The following is an 18,216-nucleotide window of genomic DNA, read 5'->3' on the forward strand; positions in this document are numbered from 1 at the left end:
GCTCATGGGCGGTCGAGCGACTCAAGCGTCCAGAAACCGTCCGCCGGCGTTCACGGACGGTTCGTGGACGCTCCACGGACGGTTGAGCGGACCACGCCGGGGGCAATGACGGGCTGAAATGGCCAGGGTCGGCGCCGCCTCGCCCCGCGGCACCGGAGCTGCCTTACGGCGGCCGACGAGGGCGCGCTGGGCCGCCGCTTGACGGGCGCCGCGTGGTGCCCGCCGAGGGCAAAGATCGCAGATCTCGAAAGCCCGAGGCTGCGAGCCCGACGCCGCCGTGCGCCTTCATCGCGAACATCTCAAGGAGCGATCCATGTACAAGGTTCGATATTTAGCGTGGGGGGTCGCCTGGCTGCTCGCCGGGTGCGGAACCCACCAAGACGGGGCGGCGCGCGGGGACGCCCGGGAGCCAATGTCCAACGTCCAACAGGCGTTTGATGCAGATCCTGACGACCTCACGCCGCCGGAGAGTGAGATCGATCCCACCGATGACCCGCTCGACCCTCTCAACCCTCCGCCCCCGGATCCGCCGGCGCCGCCGGAGGCGCTCGCGATACCCGACGACCCGATCGTGCCGACGAGCGACCGGGTCGGTGCGATTCCGGCGACCTGGGCCGTAGAGCAAGGACGCGCAAAAGTTCGAATCCCCATTGAAGTTCCGAAAGGTCGTGCAGGAATGCAGCCCGACCTTGCGCTCTCCTACGAGAGCGGCGATGGGAACGGGCCGGAAGGTGTGGGGTGGAGCGTGACGGGGTTGTCCTCCATCAAGCGGTGCGCGAGGACAAGAGCGATCGACGGAAGGCCGCGCGGTGTCAATTTCGATGACAAGGACGCATATTGTCTGGACGGACAGAGATTGCTTTCTGTTTCGTTGCACCCAGCCCCGACGGGCGGGATGGAGATGCGGACAGAGCGAGACTCCATGGCGCGCGTCCTCCTGTATGGCGGTCTGGCAGACCCAACGCGCTTCGAGGTGTGGGGCAAGGATGGGCGAATTTCTACCTACGAGCGCCTCGCAGCCAAGCGTATCCGTCCGACCACGGTGACGTCCGGTTACGTGGAGGAGAACGAGATCGGCGTCGCGTGGGTCCTGGCGCGGGTGGAGGACCGCGCCGGCAACGCGATGACGGTCTCGTACGACACGCGGCAGAATAGCTCCGCGCCGTTCGATTTTGCCTATGCGCCACGAAACATCGAGTACACGTCCCGACAGGGAGAGTCTCCGCGCAGGAAGGTCCGCTTCGTGTACGAGTCGAACCCGGACGATCAGTTTCGATATATCAGCGGCGTGCGCCTGAGCCAGCCCTGGCGGCTGCAGAGGCTGGAGATGTACGCGCTGGGCTGGCGATCGCCTGACACAACCCTGGCGTGGGAGTACCGGCTATCGTATGAGGAGAGCCCGACGACGGGACGCTCGCGGCTCAACCGGGTTGAGCGGTGCGGAGCCGAGGGGTCGTGCCTGCGCGCCAAGGTGATGGCGTACGACGATACGCCCCTCGCGTTCGAGGCGAAGCCCGTCGCCGCGCACGACGCGCCGAAGCCGCACTGGCTCGACGCCGAGCCGAAGCCGCTCGTGATCGACGCGGATGGAGACGGGCGCGATGACCTCATCTACCGTATCTCCGGCAACGCCAGAAATTTCGAGCCCTCCAGCACCGACGATCCCACGGAAGACTCGCTTTGGCTGCGCCTGGGTACCGCCGATGGCCTCGGCGCGCCCATTCGACTGCTAGCCGGCGTTGGTGTTGACGATACGCTCATATTCTCCGTGGAAGCTTCCATCAAGGTGGATGTGAATGCCAGCGGGAAAATGGCATTCACAGCGAAGGGGTGGGGAGTTCATCCGAGCTATCCGCTTCTCCGATTCAACCCGTCTACCAAGCGACTGGACTCCGCGGGCCTGACGTTCCCAGGACTCATCGATAGTGAAAACCATTACAAACCGTTGCCCGCAGTCGCGGCAGACATCGACGGCGATGGTCGCGCAGATATCGTTTATCACCCGATGGATGAGTCAGGGGAGTTTAATATCCACTGGAACCGAGCGCCGTCATTTAACTCACTACCTCAGATCATCCACGGACCCGTTGAGGCATGCCCCACCTCGCAGCGGGTTCTGGACAAGACGGGCGACGGGCGTGGGGACGTTCTGTTCGGCTGCGGATCAAAGCATCTCCTGACGGCCGCCGACGCTGGAGCCATCGTCGTCGAGGACGCCGACGACCTCTACGGCGACGGGGACGACCTCGTCGTCGACATGAACGCGGATGGGCTCGACGATCTGGTTTATCCGATATTCGAAGATGATGCGACTGGTGTACGCTGGAATACCGGTAGAGGGTTTGGGCCCGTCGAAACGGTTCCGAATGGACCGGTACCCGATACGATACAGAACACCGACGAGGGCTTGCGGACGGCCGAGCTTAACGGTGACGGCCGCACTGATTTCGTCGTCTTCCGCAACTACCCGACCAGAGAGATCGAGGTGTCACTGTCAACGAGCAGGGGCGGCTACCAACCGACCATCAAGTTGCCGTTCGACTCGGGTATGCTCTTCATCAACGGAGATATGCCCTGGGGCGCGTCGCGCGTCGGCGACTTCAACGGGGATGGACAGACGGACCTGGTCCACGTCAACTCCACGACGTCTGACTGGGAGGTGCTGCTGAACCTCGGTGTTGACACTGATCGCGTGGTCGCCGTGAGAGACGAGTCCGCGGAGCAGCCGCAGCTCCGCTTCTTCTACGCGCGTGTGCGGCCCGACTCCCCCGCCACATGCACGTATCCGCAAGTATGCCAGAAGCGCGGGGTGCCGGTCGTGCAGCAGCTCTGGGAAAACCAGGGCAGTCAAGTCGCCGCGTTCCGCCGGACGATCTACGGCTACCGTGATCTGCGGTACGACTGGTCCTCTCGGAAGTCGCTGGGGTTCGGTGAGATTCGCATGTGGGAGCCCGAGCGCCCTCGAGAGACGCGGATCACCTACGACCACACGACCCGGGTCGACTCCCGCTATGCTCTCGCCGGGTTGCCGTCCAAGACGGTGGTGATCACCCCCGTCCTCGGGCCATCGGTGGTAGGTGTACCTCCGGAGACGAGCGCGCCCACCACGCGCATCGTCGAGACTGTGAAGCAATATTCGGTCAAGCTGCTGCATTCCGGCCTCACGTATTTCGTCTACCCGTACGCATGGACCGAGAACGAGTGGGAGCAGGCGGCGACCATCGACTGGGCAGACTTCGCGTGGACCCATGTGAGCTACTCAGGATCGAGCATGCCGAGCACGCGGCGCCAGCAGGCGGGGTCGCAGGCGCTCGATGAGTTCGCGAACGTCACCGAGGTGGCCACGCTCACGACGGGTGGGCAGCGTCATATCGTTTCGACGACGTACGACAACCTGACGGAGGACTGGCTCATCGGACTCCCGCGACAGCGGCTCGAGACGGAGTACAAGAACGGGAGCACGCCCCCTGCGCCCCGCAAGGTGGAGTGGACGTACGACGATCGCGGCCTGGTGCGCGTCGTGGATATCGAAAAAGGGGACGCAAATGGGTCGATTCCGATGTCAATCACGTACAGCCGTAACCCGGACGGCCTCCCGTGGATGATCGTGCGCTCGCCGGTCAGCGGTGAGGACCGACGGCAGTACATCGACTGGGGCGACGCGTCGCTGGGCGATGAGCGCGTCTTCCCCAAGCAGATTTGGACGGACGTGAATGGTATCGATCATTCGCGGTGGACTGTCTACCATCCCGCGACCGGAGATCTGGTCGCTGAGATGGACAGCGACGGCGTCACCGTGACGCGGAAGTACGACGAGTTCCACCGCTTGCGAGCGGAGACTCCGGAGGGCGGCACTCCCACCGGCGTGACCTATGAAGCGCTTCGCGAGGGTCCGCTGGTGACGGGGACGAGGGCGACGGTCGCGCGCGGCGGCGCCGTGGCGGCGGGTCGGGAAATCCTCTCCCTGGATGAGCTCTCGCGCCCGATCGAGATGGCCCACGAGCGCTTCGACGGAGCGCTCGCGAGCAGCCGCCAGAGCTATGACGTGCTGGGGCGCATCGTTCGGACGACGCGGCCGGCCACGTCCGAAGAGACGGTGCAGGTCACTCGTTATAGCTACGACTCGCTCGACAGGCTCCTCGAGGAGCGGCGCCCGGATGGGAGCCGCGACCACTACGAGCACTCGCTCCTTGAGACCACCTCCTTCGACGCCGAGGGGCGCGAGCACCGCACGAAGATCGATTGGGACGGGCGCCTGGTGTCCAGCACCCGGGTCGCGCCGGAGGGGACCCAGACGCTGCGCTACGTCTACGAGCCGTTCGGCCTGCTCGGCAAGGTGATCAACGAGTCCAGCGGGAATCTGGTGCTCCTGGAGCAACGTTATGATCAGCGCGGCCGGCGCAGGTGGTACAAGGAGCCTGTGTCGGCGGCGACGACCGTCACCTACAACGCGTTCGGCGAGGTGGTCACGCTCGCCGATTCGCTGTCCACGCGCACGTTCGGGCGCGACGCGCTGGGACGTGTCGAGACGATCGTGGACGACGATGGCGAGACCGAGTTCGTCTGGGATACGGCCCCGCACGGCGTCGGCCGGCTGGCCAGCTCTACCAGCCCGGACGGGGTTCAGAAGAGCTTCGCCTACGACGAGCACGGGCGGCCTGAGGCGACGACGTGGACCATCGACGGCCACGCGTACGTCATTCGGCAGACGCACGACGCGCTGGGGCGGGTGGATCTGCTAGAGTACCCGTCCGTGGAGGGAGCGACCGGGTTTCAGGTGAAGCACCGCTACAACGCCCATGGTTACCTTCACGAGGTCGTCCGCCGTCTCGTGGCCGGAAATGGGACGATCAGCAGCGCGGTCTTTCTTCCGATCTGGCGCATGAACAGCCGCAACAGCGACGATCAGCCGCTCTCTGTTCAGCTGGGCGAGACGGTCGAGACGACGTACAGCTACGAGCCGCTCACAGGGCGGCTGGATCGGGTTCAGACTCCTGGGGCGTACGATCTCGACTACGACTACTATCTGGATGGCCGCGTCAAGCGACGCTACGACAGGCAGTCGAATCGGGACGAGACGTTCGGGTATGACGCGCGCGAGCAGCTCAGGTGGTGGGAGCTGCAGACCGGCACGACGTCGACGAGGACGGATTACTCGTATGACGCCCTGGGAAACGTCAAGCAGGTGTTCGTCGGCGGCGCGCTTCGGGAGGAATACGTCTTCGGGCCGCCTTACAGGCCGAGCGAGGTCCGGATCGGCGGCGCGGTGGCGGACACGCTGTCGTACGACGTTCGCGGCCGCCTGTTCAGCCGAGGTGGGCCGCGGGCCCCGATGGGCGTGACGTTCACGGAGTTCGACCTGCCCAGGGAGGTAGCGCACCCGGGCGGGACGACCTCGTTCCGGTACGACGCCGATGGCAAGCGTGTGATGAAGGAGGGCCCTTCGGGAACGGTGTTGACGCTCGGTCGGCTGTACGAGCGGCGGACGGCGGGAGCGGATACAACCCACGTCTTCCATGTCTTCGCGGACGGCGAGGAGGTGGCGCAGCACCTCGTTCACCCGGATGAAAGCTCTCAGGACCGCTTTGTGCAGAAGGATGCGCTCGGAAGCGTGGGCGTGGTGCTGCGCTCGGATGGCAGCGTGCTCTCCCGGAACTTTCATGAGCCGTTCGGTGGGCGCATCGACGAGAACGGGGGGCCGATCGCCGGTCTGCCCCTCGGGATCGGCGACGTGTGGACCGGGTTCACGGGGCACGAGCATGATGACGAGCTCGGCTGGATCGACATGCAGGGGCGCGTCTACGATCCGAGCCTTCGCCGGTTCCTCACGCCGGATCCCGTCATCCCGTCGCCGCTGACGGTGCAAGGGTACAATCCCTATGCCTACGTCTTGAATGATCCCCTCAACCTGAGGGATCCGACGGGCTTCCAGCCGTGCGACGGGACGAACTGCACGCCGATCGCGCCCGAGACGATCGCGCCGCCGCCGGGCGTCATCATCGATGGCGACGGCACTGGCACGAAGGAGGTGGATGTCTTCGAGGACGGTGAGGAGCTCCTGCCGGGAGACGATGGCGCCGTCGAGGGCTCCGGCGGCGACGGTGGAGCGGGTCCTGGCGGAGAAGGCGGGGAGGGCGGCCCCTCGTCGGAGTGGGACAGAGGAACAGAATCTGGGTTCAGCATCGGTCCGATGACGGCGGCGGACATGCGCGAGCTAACGCACGTCTGCCTCGATGCTTGTGGCTTCGCGCCGCCGCCGGTCGGCCCGGTGTGCGACGTCGCCAATGCCTGCATCTATGCCGGGGAGGGCGACGCGGTCAACGCGACAATGAGCCTCTGGGCCGCCGCGCCTGGGGTCGGCGATGCCAGCAAGCTTTATTCCAGCGTGAAGCGTGCGGGACAGCTTGGGAAGGCTGGCAGGATGGCGGAGGCAAATCAGGTCGCAAGGGGCGCAGCGGCAGGGTCGCGGGTCAACATGCCGGCGTGGCGAAAGATCACGATCAACATGGGACACATCCGCGATCGACATATGCCGGGCGGAAAAGACCTCGTGCCCGGCCACAAGAAGGATATCTTCGAGGGTATGAGCGAATTGCAGGTCGAGCGCGCTGTGCGGAATGCTTATCGCAATGGAGATGTGCTGCAGTCCCAGGGCGAGCGAGTGTTCGTCAGCGGTCCATTCGGGAACGGGACCATCGAGATGTGGGTCAACCGAGCCACGAAGGAAATCGAGAGCGCGTGGCCGAAGTTCTAAGGGGAGCAGACGATGCGTATTGTGTTCGATGAATCGACGCTCGAGCAAGGGGACAACGCGAGCCGCTCGATAACCGGCGTGCTCTACTTCGACTTCAGTGGATATCCGTTTCCTGGGGAACGATGGAGCGACTTCGTGGTGGTCATCGCCACCTGGTGGTTGGACGCACTTGAGAAGCTCGAGCGGGGCGTTGACCACGAGGCGGTGCTTCGATTCATGGACGGCCCCTACTGGATCACGCTAACGCGGCAGGATGGCAATGCCGCGCTGTTGCGCTGCACTGAGGATCGACGCGGTGCGGGTGTCGTGCATGAGGAATACATCGACTTGCCTGATTTCGCGGCTCAGGTGCGACGAACTGCTCGACAGGTTGCGTCGGCTTGCCATCGAAGCGGCATCGAATCGAGCGATGTTGACGCCCTCAGGAGGTATCTGCCCAACTGACGTCGTAGGCCGAAGAAGCCTGAGAACAGCTCTGGAGATTCCTCGACGAGTTCCGCGCCACTGTTTCGCCCATGCCGGCCATCTCGTCCTCGATCCGGCCCAGCTCTCCTGATCTACCGCCCCGGGAGATCCTCACCGTTCCCGGTCTCCTTTCCCCACGCGACCCACCACGCCTCGCCGAGGTGGCGGCGGATGCTCGCCCGTGCCCAGTGGGCCGCAGAGGCGAGCCGCCATCTCGGCAGCCCCGAGCCGCGCCGCGGCCTCGTCGAGGTTGCGCCCCTCCTCGGCACCGGCCGGAACGCCTCGACCTGGCGTGCCGGGAGCCCCCCGAGCACCTGCTCGACCGCGCCCGCCATCCGGCGCGTGGCGAGCTCCTCGTCGGGCGGGACCGCGGTGCGCGTGGGCGTGGCGCCGTCCAGCGTGTCGGGCGCGTCGAGCCGCTCGCGCCGGGCGAAGCGCAGGTGTTCGATGAACAGCCGGCGGGCGATCGTCACCGCCCAGGGCGCCACGCTCGCGCCGCGCCGGTAACTCGCGTGCGCTCGTGTGCAGGTCAGCCGACCCTGTGCTCGACGCTCGGCGCCTGGGCTTGCCGGCGGAGCTCGACGTTGAAATGCTGGAGCACCCAGCGCTCCGCGTCGGTCATCGACGAGAAGACCCTGACGGGATGCGGCGGCGGCTTCAGCCAGTTGAGCGCGGTCAGGATGCCGTTCACCAGGCTGGAGTCGCCCACGATGCCGGACGCGAGCAGGTGCGCGCGCGCCTGCCGCTCGTAGTCGGCGTACATCTGCGCGACGGCTCGCCGCTGCAGGGCGTTCGGCATGCTGCTGCCGCGCGTGTCGTTGATCAGGCCGAACGGCCCCGACACGATGAGCTGGATCATGCCCCTCATCAGCACGTCCCAATCGTCCTGGGTGTAGTGCTCGCCGGCCCGCATCACGACCAGCGGATAGCGCGAACGATCCAGCTCAATCCCGCGCGCCAAGGCCGCCTCCGTCCCGACGAACGCCACGCTGGACCGAAACGCGGATGAACTCGTACGAGAGGGCGGTCGCGGAGCATGCGGCGGTCATGTACGTCCCGGTCGGTTCAGAAGGGCAGCATTAAAAGGAAGAGCAAAGCGATTCGCGGCTGTCAATGACAAATCACGGCGCTGACCCGAGGTAACAAGAATCTCCTGCGCGCCCTGCGCCTCCTGGACAGCCACGCTGTATTCATCATTGCTGCGCCCTCCGGAGGGATCGTCGCGGGGACGGTCGGGCGCGGACGTAAGTGCCCGAAATTGTTGCGCAACATCGGCTTTCAGCGCTCCTCCGTCTCCTCGCTGCCGCCGCGTCGTCCGCGACGCCGGCGCCGCCGGCGCCACCGACGCGGAGGCAGCGCAGCGGACGTGGGGCGGCGCCCTGTCACCCGCCGTCGTCGGGCCCTAGAAACACCGCCCCCGGCGCGAGCAGCTGAGTGCCGTTCATCAACCAGACAGCCGCCTGGTTCGTTCCTGTGGCGGACCAGAGCACGTCCGCCATGCCGTCGAAATTGCTGTCGGCGGCGGGGCATGCTTCCCAGCCGCGGCCGAGCGGCCCCGGGATCACCGGTCCTGCCGAGATCACCAGGGTGCTGCCCTCCATCAGCCAGACGGCCATGAGGTTCAGCTCCTTGTCGTTCCAGAGCACGTCCGCCATGCCGTCGGCGTTGTAGTCCCGCGCGGTGACGACGTGAAAGCCGCCGCCGAGCCCGGGGATGACCGGCCCCGGCGCGAGCAGCTGAACGCCGTCCATCAGCCAGACGGCTATCAGGCTCTGCTCCGTGTTCTCCCAGAGCACGTCTGCCATGCCGTCGCGGTTGAAGTCCCTCGCGGCGCGCGCCACCCAGCCCTGGCCGAGCGGCCCCGGGATGATCGGCCCCGGCGCGAGCAGCTGAGACCCATCCATCGCCCATGTCGTCATCACGTTCTGTTCTTTGTCGTTCCAGAGCACATCCGCCATGCCGTCGCGGTTCAGATCGCCCACCGCGACGACCTTCCAGCCCCGGCCGATCGGCCCCGGGAGGATCGGCCCCGGCGAGAGCAGCTGGCTCCCTTCCATCAGCCATATGGCCACCAGGTTCTGCTCCGCGCTGCGCCAGAGCACATCCGCCATGCCGTCGGAATTGAAGTCACCGGCATTGACCGCCTCCCAGCCCTGGCCGATCGGCCCCGGGATGACCGGCCCCGGCGCGACCAGCTGGGTCCCCTCCATCAGCCAGATCGCCGCCAGGCTCTTCTCGGGGTGCTCCCAGAGCACATCCACCATCTCGTCGCGATTGAAGTCATTCATACGAGTGGCCTTCCACCCAGCCCTGCTCGCCCGCTGCGTCGCGCGTCCCAGGGACGACGCCGCCGGCTCGGCGGACCAGCGGTCGTGGTCCGGCTCGACGCCCGGCGTGCAGGCCGGCATGGGGTGAACCGCAGCGATCGCGCACAGCGCAGCCCCTGTAGCCGCAGACCTCCTCACACTCGCCTCGCTTGCGGCTCGGGCGCGGGCGCAGACGCCGGCACGGGAGATCCCATCCGGTCCGCGACCCTGAGCACGCCGAGCACGTGCGCGGGCGGAGAGCAAGCGCAAGGCCATAGAGACCATGTTGTGCGCCCGATCTCGGCGCGGTCACCACATGGTACCTCACCAGGCCACTCCCCGCTTCTCGCATCGAGCGCGTCACAGGGCTTCTCTGCTCATCGAGCAGGGCACCCCCCCTGGGTGCCGGGCGCGCGCCACGTCCGGTGAGATCGCTTCTGGCCGCTGGTCGCCGCCCTCGGAAGAAAAGGCCTTTCGGGACACCGTGACGTCGAGGCCCTGTGTCACGGGCAAGCGATCGTGAACGCGATGGCTCTACCGGGGACGTACACCTGGGGGGATCCTGCCCACGTGCTTGCCTGTCGCGGAGAGGGTCAGTTGAGGCCGGCGGCGACGCTGGCGAGGCCGACCGTGAGATGGACGGCGGTGACGCCGACGAGGGTGCGGTGGCGCGCGTAGAAGAGGCCGAAGAGGACGCTCGCGGCGAAGGTGATGACCGCGAAGGCCAGCGAGACATACAGGTGGAACACGCCGAAGAGCACCGAGGTGACGACGATGGGCGCGAGGCGCCCGGCGTCGGGCAGGAGCCGCTCGAGCGAGGTCTGGATCACGCCGCGCGCGATGAACTCCTGGAGCAGGCAGTGCGGCCCATAACTCGCGAGGAAGATCGCGAACTCGAGGCCCGAATACCCCGCGACCGAGCCCCAGTCGAGCCACGGCTCGCCGCGCAGGGCCGGCCCCGCGCGGAGCGCGAGGCACGCCGCGAAGGCCATGGCGGCGATGACGAGCGCCTCGCGGAGGCTATGCCGCGCGCCCGAGAGCGTCACGCCGAGCCGCGCGAGCGGCAGCGGCTGCCGCCGGACGAACCACCCGATCGGCACGAGGAGCAGCAGCAAGAAACCCCACGAATAGCCCATCTGGAGCAGCGGCGGCAGATCGGCGCGGATGAGATCCCGGACGAGCTGCGCGACGCCGAAGAGGGCGATGACGACGAAGAAGAACGCCGCGAGCTCCCGGCGCAGCTCCAGGGCGTCCCGACCGCCGCGGCGGAGGAGCTCGATCTCGAGGCGGAGCAGGTCGTGATCGGCGTCGCCCGCCGCAGCCAGCCCAGCGCGCTCGGTCGAGCGGTCGCGCCGGCCGGTCGACGGGCGCGCGTCGCGGGCGGCGGAGCCGGCGAGGAAAGGAACATGGTGTGGGTCGATCACGTCGGAGGAGGATTCGAGCAAGCTCATAAGACTATCCCCATTGAACCAGCCATGATGTCACGACTCTCGGCGAGCGATCAAGCGCATAGAGGTTCGCCGTTGTAACAGCCAGCGTGGTTCACGTTGGTTCACGTCGTTCACGTCTCGTTCCGGCGGTGGGCACCAGCTCGGCGTGGCGGGTACCAGGCCAGCGCGGCGGACGCCAGGCCCAGCCGTCGGTCCGAACCTCGCGAACCTCGCGAGCCTTGCGAGCCTCGCGAGCTTTGCCATGGGCGCGCATGCCGCTATCAGAGAGGTCGTTCCTCCGAGCCCGGCGCGCTGCCACGGATGAGCGGGCGCCGAGCTGGGCGAGGACGGTACGACAGGGGGCAGACCACACCGTGCGGCTCGGGATCCGGCTTCAGCTCTTGTTCGCGCTCGGCGCGCTGCTCCTCCTGGCGTTCCTGCCGCTCTTCTTCGCCGTGGCGAGCCTCACGCGGGCAACGATGAGCGGCGCGCGCGCGTCGAGCGCCCGCGCGATCGGCCGCGCCATCGCCGGGCACGTGGCCGCCGCGCGGACGACCCGCTCCGCCCCGGAGCTCTCGCTCCTTCTCGAGGCGCAGCTCGGCCCGGACGGGGCGTCGGCGATCGGCGTCTACGACGCGGCCGGGGCGCTCTCGGTCCGCGCCGGGGAGCCGGAGATCGTGGCGGCGCTGCCGGCCTCGGTGGAGGGCGGCACGGAGGTGCTGAAGACGGTGCGCACGGCGCGCGGCGATGCGCTCCTGGTGGTCGTCCCGGAGCCTGCGCGCGCGGCGGCGTCTCTCGTGGAGCCGGCGCCCGCGACGTCGACGGGCTCCGTGGCCGTGCTGGTGCCGACCGACCCGTCGACGGTGGCCGCCGCGCCGCTCGTGCGGATCGTGGCGCTCTACACGGGCATCGTGGCGCTGGCGCTGCTCGTGTTCGCGTACATCTCGATGACACACCTCGTGGTGCGGCCGATCGACGCGGTGTCGGAGGCCGCGCGCCGCGTGGCCGGCGGGGCGCGCGACCTGGAAGTGCCGCGGGCGGGCGCGCGGGAGCTCGCGGAGCTCGGCGCGAGCCTCGCGCTCATGACGGGCCGCCTCCGCGCCGACGAGGAGTCGCTGCGGGCGAAGATCGCCGAGATCGAGCGCTACGCGGCGGACCTGAAGAGCGCGCAGGAGCGGCTGGTCCGCTCGGAGCGGCTCGCGTCCGTGGGGCGCCTGGCGGCGGGGCTCGCGCACGAGATCGGCAACCCGCTCGCGGCGATCCTCGGCCTGCAGGATCTGCTGCTCGCCGGGGGCCTCACGCCGGCCGAGGAGCGCGACTTCGTCGAGCGGATGAAGCGGGAGACGGAGCGGATCCACAAGATCCTGCGCGATCTGCTCGACTTCGCCCGGCCCGCGGCGCGGGGCGCGGCCGAGGCCGGCGGCGATGGAGAGGCAGGGCACCTCCCCTCGGGGTCGGTCGCGGAGGCGATCGGCGACGTCGTCTCGCTCGTCACGCCGCAGAAGGCGTTCCGCGCGATCGAGCTCGAGCGGGACGTCGCGCCCGACGTGCCGGCCGTGGCGCTCGCGCACGGGCAGCTCGTGCAGGTGCTCCTGAACCTGCTCCTGAACGCGGCCGACGCGGTGCCGCGCGTCGGGGGGCGCGTGGCGGTGCGCGCGTCGCGGGGCGCGGGCGGGGGCGCGCGGATCGAGGTCGAGGACAACGGGCCGGGGATCGCGGAGGCGGTCCGCGAGACGCTGTTCGAGCCGTTCATCACGACCAAGGAGGTCGGCGAGGGGACGGGGCTCGGGCTCGCTGTGTGCCGGGGGCTCGTGGAGGCGGCCGGCGGGACGATCGGGGTCGAGCGAGGCGCGGACGGCGGGGCGCGGTTCGTGGTGCTGCTGCCGGGGGCCGCGTAGCGCGAGGCGAGCGAGCCGCCGTGAGACCACGCTCGCTCACGCCGGCCTGCGTCGGCCTGCGTCAGTTCACGTCAGTTCACGCCCCGCCCCGACGACGGCCAGGGGCGCTCGCCGCCGAGCTGATCGAGCTCCTTCCGGAGCTCGTCGGTCGGCGCGAGCACCTGCATCCGCTCGAGCACGCTGCGCAGCCGCGACGCGTCCGAGCGGCTCGAGTAGATCGACCGCAGGTTGTTCAGCATGCGCACGAGGATCTGCCGCTTCTGCGCGGGCACGAGCAGCCGCGGCTCCGGATCGCGCGTGGCGCCCGTGGCGCGGGTGTGCAGCGCGCGCAGGTCGTCCCGGCCGAGCAGGCGGCCCTCGAACGGGTCGATGAGCAGCACGCCGCCGCGGACCGGCGTCCTCACCAGGAAATGGCCCGGGAACGAGACGCCCTGGGCCTCGAGGCCCGCGCGCCAGCACACCTCGAGGAGGACGACGGCCAGCGTGATGGGGATGCCCGTGCGGCGATCCAGGACCTCGTGCAGGTAGCTGTTCTTCGGGTCGTAGTAGTCCCCGGAGTTGCCGTGGAACCCGAGGTCGCCGTAGAACCAGCGGAGCAGCTGCTCGATGGGGCCGCTGCCCGGCGTCGCCTCCGCGGCGCGCAGGGGGCGATCGACAGCGCGCCGCGCCTCGCCGCCGAGCCGGTCGAGCACGCCGAGGTAGTGCGGGATGTCGAGGCCCGGGTACGCGGCGTCGTCGATGAGGAGCGCCGCCTCGGCGAGGTCGAGCTCGTCCTCCGGTCTCCCGGCGATATGCGCAAAGAGCGTCAGACTCACCGGCGCGGCCATCGGACCGAGCGTAGCGCCACCCGACGGAGATGGTCTAGGCGTCCCGCGCGCCGTCGTCGAGCCACGCGTCGACGCGGACCCCGACCAGGTTGCGCTTCTCCATCGCCGCCAGGATGCGCGGGAGCGCCAGGGGCCCCGCGGGCGCGTGATCGTCGCGCTCGGCCGCGTCGTGGAGCAGCACGATCGCCCCGTCGCGGAGCCCCGGGATGATCCGCGCCGCCACCCGCCCGGGGTCCGCCCCGGCGAGCCCGTCGAACCCCCGCGCCGACCAGCCGATTACGTCGAGGTCGAGCGCGTCCACCACGCGGGCGATGCGCGGGCTCGTGTGGCCGACCGGCGGCCTGAAGAGGGTGGGGCGGGCGCCGGTGATCCGCTCGATGACGTCGAGGTTCTGCCGGAGGTCGCGCTCGACCCGGCGGGCCGAGCGCAGCGAGAAGAGCCGGTCGTGCGCGTGGCTGTGCAGGGCGACGGCGTGGCCCCGCGCCGCGATCTCGCGGACGAGCTCCGGGTGGGCCTCGGCCTTGCGGCCGATGACGAAGAACGTCGCCTTCACGCCCGCCTCGTCGAGGAGCGCGAGGACCGCCGGCGTGTGCTCCGGGCTCGGCCCGTCGTCGAACGTCAGCGCCACGCCCCGCGCGCCGGGCGGGCCGCGCTTCACGACGTCGACGAACATCCCGAGCCCGAGGAAGAAGACCCCGCACAGGACGAGCGCGAGGTAGCCGGCGATGGCCGCGCCCGCGACCGCCATGGGCACCGGCGCGACGAGCAGCGAGCGCGCGACCAGCGCGAGCGCGCCGAGCGACGCCGCGTAGAGGAGGGCCCGCGCGAACGGCACCGGCTACTTCTTCGCGCGCTTCTTCTCGGGCTCGACCTCGAAGTCGTCGTCGAGCTCGTCCGCCGCGGCGGAGGCGGCGATGCGCTTGTTGTTGCCCCCGGCCGCCGCCTTCACCGCCGGCTTCGCGCCCGGCTTTTCCTCGTCGGAGGGGTCGTTGTCGGCCTCGTAGAAGCCGCCGAGCAGCGCGGCGATCGCGGCGAGCGACGTGACCGCCAGGCCGCCGAACGTCCCGGTGCCCCCCGCGGCCTCGCCGAGCGACAGGTTCGCGCCCCCGAGCTCGCCGAGCGGCAGCGGCACCGGCACCGTGAGCCACCTGCGCGCGGCGTACATCAGGCCAGCGCCGAGCAGCGCCCCGACGAAGGCCTTCATCCCCGCCTCGATCTTCGCGTCCTTCGCCCAGATGGGCTTGCCCGCGATCAGGCCCACGAGGACCCCGGCGAGCGCCGCGGCCAGGTAGGCGACGATCGCCATGGGCGCGGCGAAGCCGAGCTTTGCCAGCGCGAAGCCCAGCAGGCCCCCCACGATGAGCCCCTTCACAACCCCGAGGATCAGGCGACCCAGCATCAGATCCATCCTTGGCACGACGCGGGGCGCCGTTCAACATCGCGCGGCGCCATGGCGCCGTTGAAACGCGGCCCCGCGCGGTCGCGTTCCCGGCGCCGTTCGGCGCTGTTCCGCGGGGTTCCGCGCCGTTCAGCGCTGTTCCGCGGGGTTCCTGGCGGTTCCGCGCTGTTCGGCCGCCGTTCCGCAGGGCGCCGCGTTGTGAGCGCGACCGCGCGGCGCCATCGGGCCGCGCCAGGAGAGCGACCGCGCCGCGCTCCCTGTGGTAGACGGCCCCCACCGCCCGGGTAGCCCGCTCCTCCTCGACAACGCGCTCGGCCCCGCCGCGCGCCGCGCCCCTCGCCGCAGCCTGACCCGGGCTCCGACCGGCCGTGCTCTTCAATACCCTCCGTTACGCCGAGTTCTTCGCCGCCGTCTTCGTCGGATCGTGGGCGCTCGTGCGGTACGCCGGCGCCTGGCCGCGCCTCGTGTTCCTGCTGCTCGTGAGCTACGGGTTCTACGCGGCCTGGGACTGGCGCTACCTGCCGCTCATCTTCGCCTCGTCCACGGTCGACTTCCTGCTCGCCCGCGCGATCGCCCGCGAGGAGCGGCCCCGGGCGCGGCGCGCGATGCTCATCGCCACCGTGGCGCTGAACCTCGGGTTCCTGGGGTTCTTCAAGTACTGGAACTTCGCGATCGAGAACGCCGCGGCCCTCCGCGCCCTGCTCACGGGCGAGCCGGCGAGCGTGGGCCACGCGTTCCGGGTGCTCCTGCCGCCGGTCGGCATCTCGTTCTTCACGTTCGAGTCGATGAGCTACGTCGTCGACGTGTACCGGGGCGAGCTCCCGCCCCACAAGAGCTACCTCCGCTACCTGCTCTTCGTCGCCTTCTTCCCGCACCTCGTCGCCGGGCCGATCGTCCGCCCGCGGGACCTGCTCCCGCAGTTCGAGCGCGCCCCGAGCCTCACCCTCGAGGAGGGCGGGGAGGGCCTGTTCCTCGTCGCGATCGGCCTCGTGAAGAAGGTCGTCCTCTCCGACCAGCTCGCGCTCAACCTCGTCGACCGCGTGTTCGAGCGCCCGGAGAACTACTCGGCCCTGGAGGTCCTCGCGGGCGTCTACGGCTACGCCGCGCAGATCTACTGCGATTTCTCGGGCTACACCGACATCGCGATCGGCTCGGCGCTCCTGCTCGGCGTGCGGTTCCCGAAGAACTTCGACGCGCCGTACAAGGCGCACAACCTCGCCGATTTCTGGCGCCGCTGGCACATCTCGCTCTCCACCTGGCTCCGCGACTACCTGTACATCCCGCTCGGCGGCAACCGCGGCTCCGAGCTGGCGACGTACCGCAATCTGATGATCACGATGCTGCTCGGCGGCCTCTGGCACGGGGCGTCGTGGAACTTCGTCTTCTGGGGCTTCCTCCACGGCCTCGGCCTCGCCGTGACGCGCGCCTTCCAGCGCGCGGTCCAGCGCCGGCGACCGGTCGGCGAGGGCGAGCGCGGAGCCGCGACCGCGGGCTCGCCCCTCTCCCGCGTCCCGCTCCGCGCGCTGTGCGTGCTGCTGACGTTCCACTACGTCTGCTTCGCGTGGATCTTCTTCCGCGTGCCGACGTTCTCGCAGGCCGTGCTCATCCTGCGGCAGATCGGCACGCTGACGACCTTCCACCCGAACCTCCCGCCCGTGCTTGTCGCGCTCCTCGGGGTCGCGCTCCTGTCCCATTACGTGCCGGAGCGCCTCTACGAGCGCGCGCGCGGCGCCTTCATCGCGGCGCCTGCGCCGGTGCAGGGCGCGCTGCTGTTCCTCGTCGCGATCGGGCTCCACGAGGCGGCGAGCGCGGCCGCGGTGCCGTTCGTCTACTTCCAGTTCTGAGAGCTGCGGTCACCCGCTTCGGATACGGGCCCATCTCGGCGTTTTCGGTGCTCAGCGCACCGGAGTGCGCTTCCGCGCCGAAAACGCCGATCTGGACCCGTCTCCTGTGCGGGTGACCGCCGCTCTGCGGCGCGTGTGCAGAGCGTGCGCGACGGGGCCGAGGGAGCGGGCGGGCCAGGCCGCGCGAGAGGCGGAGGGCGCCGGGATCGAGGGCGAGCGCGGCGGGCTCGCCGGCTCGCCGTGGTTCATTTCTCGGGATTTCGAGCCGAACGGTGCATTACGCTCTCGCCGTGCGCCCGCCCCCTCTCGCCGCCCTCGCCCCCCTCGCCGTCCTCCTCGCCGGCGCGCTCTCGCCCGCGTGCAGCGTGTCCAACGTGCCGGCGAACGCGATGCCGATGATCCGGGCGCGCGCCACCTCCGACCTCGATTGCGCCGACAAGGACGTCCGCATCGAGGAGCAGCTCGGCGGTCATTTCAAGGCCGTCGGCTGCGGTCGCAAGGCGTACTACCGGGCCGCCTGCGAGGCGCTCCGCTGCGTGGTGAGCGGCGAGGGCGAGGCGATGGTCCCGTGGCGAGATCGCCCGGATCCGGCCGAGGTCGACCGGCAGCGGAACCGGCTGCCGTTCGAGTAGGCCGGGGCCCGGCGCTTGCCGCCGGCGGACAGCGGCTTTTCGGGCCTTTTTCGGGCACGCGCGGCCGGGCCTGAGGTAGCCTGCGCCGTCCCGGGGATCTGCCGCGGGTTCGGCCATGGCCTACATCACCACCGAGAGCTGTACGTGACGGACACGGAGCAGGCCGACACCGACGCCCGGCCCGAGCCGGATGCGAGCTCGCCGCCGGACGCGCAGTCCGACGTCGAGCCGCGGCGCCCGACGAAGAAGCGCGGGAAGCGGCGCGACGAGAAGGCGGCGCCGCCCCCCGGCGACGCCGCGCCGGCGCGCCCTCGCCATCCCGAGATCGAGCGCCTCGAGCAGGCGTTCGAGCGCGGCGACTACGCGCTGGTCCGGGAAGGCGCGAGGCGGCTCTTGGCCGGGGAGATCGAGCGCGACAGGCCGAGCCGCCAGCCTCCGGAAGAGGACCATCCCTACCGGGCGCGCGACGAGGTGAAATCCTCGCATGACCTGGCGGAGCAGCAGGAGCGCGAGCGCGACGAGCTCCGCCGCGCGGCGCGGGCGCTGCTGCGCCGGATCGACCCCGACCCGCTCGCCGTCGTCCTGCTCGTCGCGGCCATGGCGCTGCTCGCGTTCCTCGCGCTCTGGTACTGGTCCCACGGCCACGCGGCCCCGTGACGCC

General features: G+C 69.5%; 13 protein-coding genes. 6 read left to right on the plus strand and 7 right to left on the minus strand.

The features are described 5' to 3' along the window. The first annotated feature begins 313 nt into the window (after positions 1-313). Both WME95_RS45975 and WME95_RS45980 read left to right on the plus strand, forming a co-directional pair. The gene (locus WME95_RS45975) at positions 314-6,754 is read left to right on the plus strand and encodes an RHS repeat-associated core domain-containing protein (RefSeq protein ID WP_437905529.1); all 6,441 of its coding nucleotides are present in this window, start codon (positions 314-316) and stop codon (positions 6,752-6,754) included. 12 nt (positions 6,755-6,766) lie between these two features. Beyond that, positions 6,767-7,198, plus strand: a complete 432-nt coding sequence (locus tag WME95_RS45980; protein WP_437905530.1) for a hypothetical protein — start codon at positions 6,767-6,769, stop codon at positions 7,196-7,198. A 113-nt stretch (positions 7,199-7,311) separates the two neighbouring features. On the opposite strand, the gene WME95_RS45985 is transcribed toward WME95_RS45980, so the two are convergent. The 4 genes from WME95_RS45985 to WME95_RS46000 form a co-directional block, all read right to left on the minus strand. Further along, positions 7,312-7,692: a hypothetical protein gene (locus WME95_RS45985; RefSeq protein ID WP_437905531.1), complete on the minus strand. Its 381-nt coding sequence runs from the start codon at positions 7,690-7,692 to the stop codon at positions 7,312-7,314. Between the two features lie 56 nt (positions 7,693-7,748). Further along, a complete protein-coding gene (locus WME95_RS45990) occupies positions 7,749-8,180 on the minus strand; it encodes a hypothetical protein (RefSeq protein ID WP_437905532.1) in 432 nt (143 codons plus the stop codon). A gap of 421 nt (positions 8,181-8,601) precedes the next feature. Then, positions 8,602-9,507, minus strand: coding sequence for an FG-GAP repeat domain-containing protein (locus WME95_RS45995; protein WP_437905533.1), 906 nt, complete (start codon positions 9,505-9,507; stop codon positions 8,602-8,604). Between the two features lie 611 nt (positions 9,508-10,118). Next, positions 10,119-10,976, minus strand: coding sequence for a CPBP family intramembrane glutamic endopeptidase (locus WME95_RS46000; protein ID WP_437905534.1), 858 nt, complete (start codon positions 10,974-10,976; stop codon positions 10,119-10,121). A 353-nt stretch (positions 10,977-11,329) separates the two neighbouring features. Here WME95_RS46000 and WME95_RS46005 point away from each other — a divergent pair, with 353 nt between their 5' ends. Then, a complete protein-coding gene (locus WME95_RS46005; RefSeq protein ID WP_437905535.1) occupies positions 11,330-12,853 on the plus strand; it encodes an ATP-binding protein in 1,524 nt (507 codons plus the stop codon). 71 nt (positions 12,854-12,924) lie between these two features. Here the strand turns inward: WME95_RS46005 and WME95_RS46010 are convergent, their stop codons facing one another. Genes WME95_RS46010 through WME95_RS46020 form a run of 3 tightly spaced genes read right to left on the minus strand, consistent with a single transcriptional unit; the run spans position 12,925 to position 15,079 of the window. After that, entirely contained in the window at positions 12,925-13,680 is a 756-nt protein-coding gene (locus WME95_RS46010; protein WP_437713296.1) for a SirB1 family protein, read from the minus strand. A 34-nt stretch (positions 13,681-13,714) separates the two neighbouring features. Beyond that, complete coding sequence (locus WME95_RS46015) at positions 13,715-14,515, minus strand: polysaccharide deacetylase family protein (protein ID WP_437713298.1); 801 nt, start codon at positions 14,513-14,515, stop codon at positions 13,715-13,717. Positions 14,516-14,518: 3 nt separating this feature from the next. Further along, positions 14,519-15,079, minus strand: coding sequence for a hypothetical protein (locus WME95_RS46020; protein ID WP_437905536.1), 561 nt, complete (start codon positions 15,077-15,079; stop codon positions 14,519-14,521). 368 nt (positions 15,080-15,447) lie between these two features. Between WME95_RS46020 and WME95_RS46025 the strand changes: the two genes are divergently transcribed. From WME95_RS46025 to WME95_RS46035, 3 genes are all read left to right on the plus strand, one after another. Then, entirely contained in the window at positions 15,448-16,923 is a 1,476-nt protein-coding gene (locus tag WME95_RS46025; protein WP_437905537.1) for an MBOAT family O-acyltransferase, read from the plus strand. A 290-nt stretch (positions 16,924-17,213) separates the two neighbouring features. Next, positions 17,214-17,555, plus strand: coding sequence for a hypothetical protein (locus WME95_RS46030; protein WP_437905538.1), 342 nt, complete (start codon positions 17,214-17,216; stop codon positions 17,553-17,555). A gap of 144 nt (positions 17,556-17,699) precedes the next feature. After that, positions 17,700-18,212 (plus strand): hypothetical protein, encoded by a 513-nt coding sequence (locus WME95_RS46035; RefSeq protein ID WP_437905539.1) that lies wholly within the window; start codon positions 17,700-17,702, stop codon positions 18,210-18,212. Positions 18,213-18,216 lie beyond the last annotated feature (4 nt).

The organism is Sorangium sp. So ce327, from assembly GCF_051530205.1.
In the GTDB taxonomy this organism is placed as follows: domain Bacteria; phylum Myxococcota_A; class Polyangia; order Polyangiales; family Polyangiaceae; genus Sorangium; species Sorangium cellulosum_B.

Coding starts and splice junctions, on each gene's coding strand:
- WME95_RS46010 (WP_437713296.1), bottom strand. CDS start 13,680: ATGGCCGCGCCGGTGAGTCTGACGCTCTTTGCGCATATCGCCGGGAGA.
- WME95_RS46000 (WP_437905534.1), bottom strand. CDS start 10,976: ATGAGCTTGCTCGAATCCTCCTCCGACGTGATCGACCCACACCATGTT.
- WME95_RS45975 (WP_437905529.1), top strand. CDS start 314: ATGTACAAGGTTCGATATTTAGCGTGGGGGGTCGCCTGGCTGCTCGCC.
- WME95_RS45995 (WP_437905533.1), bottom strand. CDS start 9,507: ATGAATGACTTCAATCGCGACGAGATGGTGGATGTGCTCTGGGAGCAC.
- WME95_RS45980 (WP_437905530.1), top strand. CDS start 6,767: ATGCGTATTGTGTTCGATGAATCGACGCTCGAGCAAGGGGACAACGCG.
- WME95_RS46020 (WP_437905536.1), bottom strand. CDS start 15,079: ATGCTGGGTCGCCTGATCCTCGGGGTTGTGAAGGGGCTCATCGTGGGG.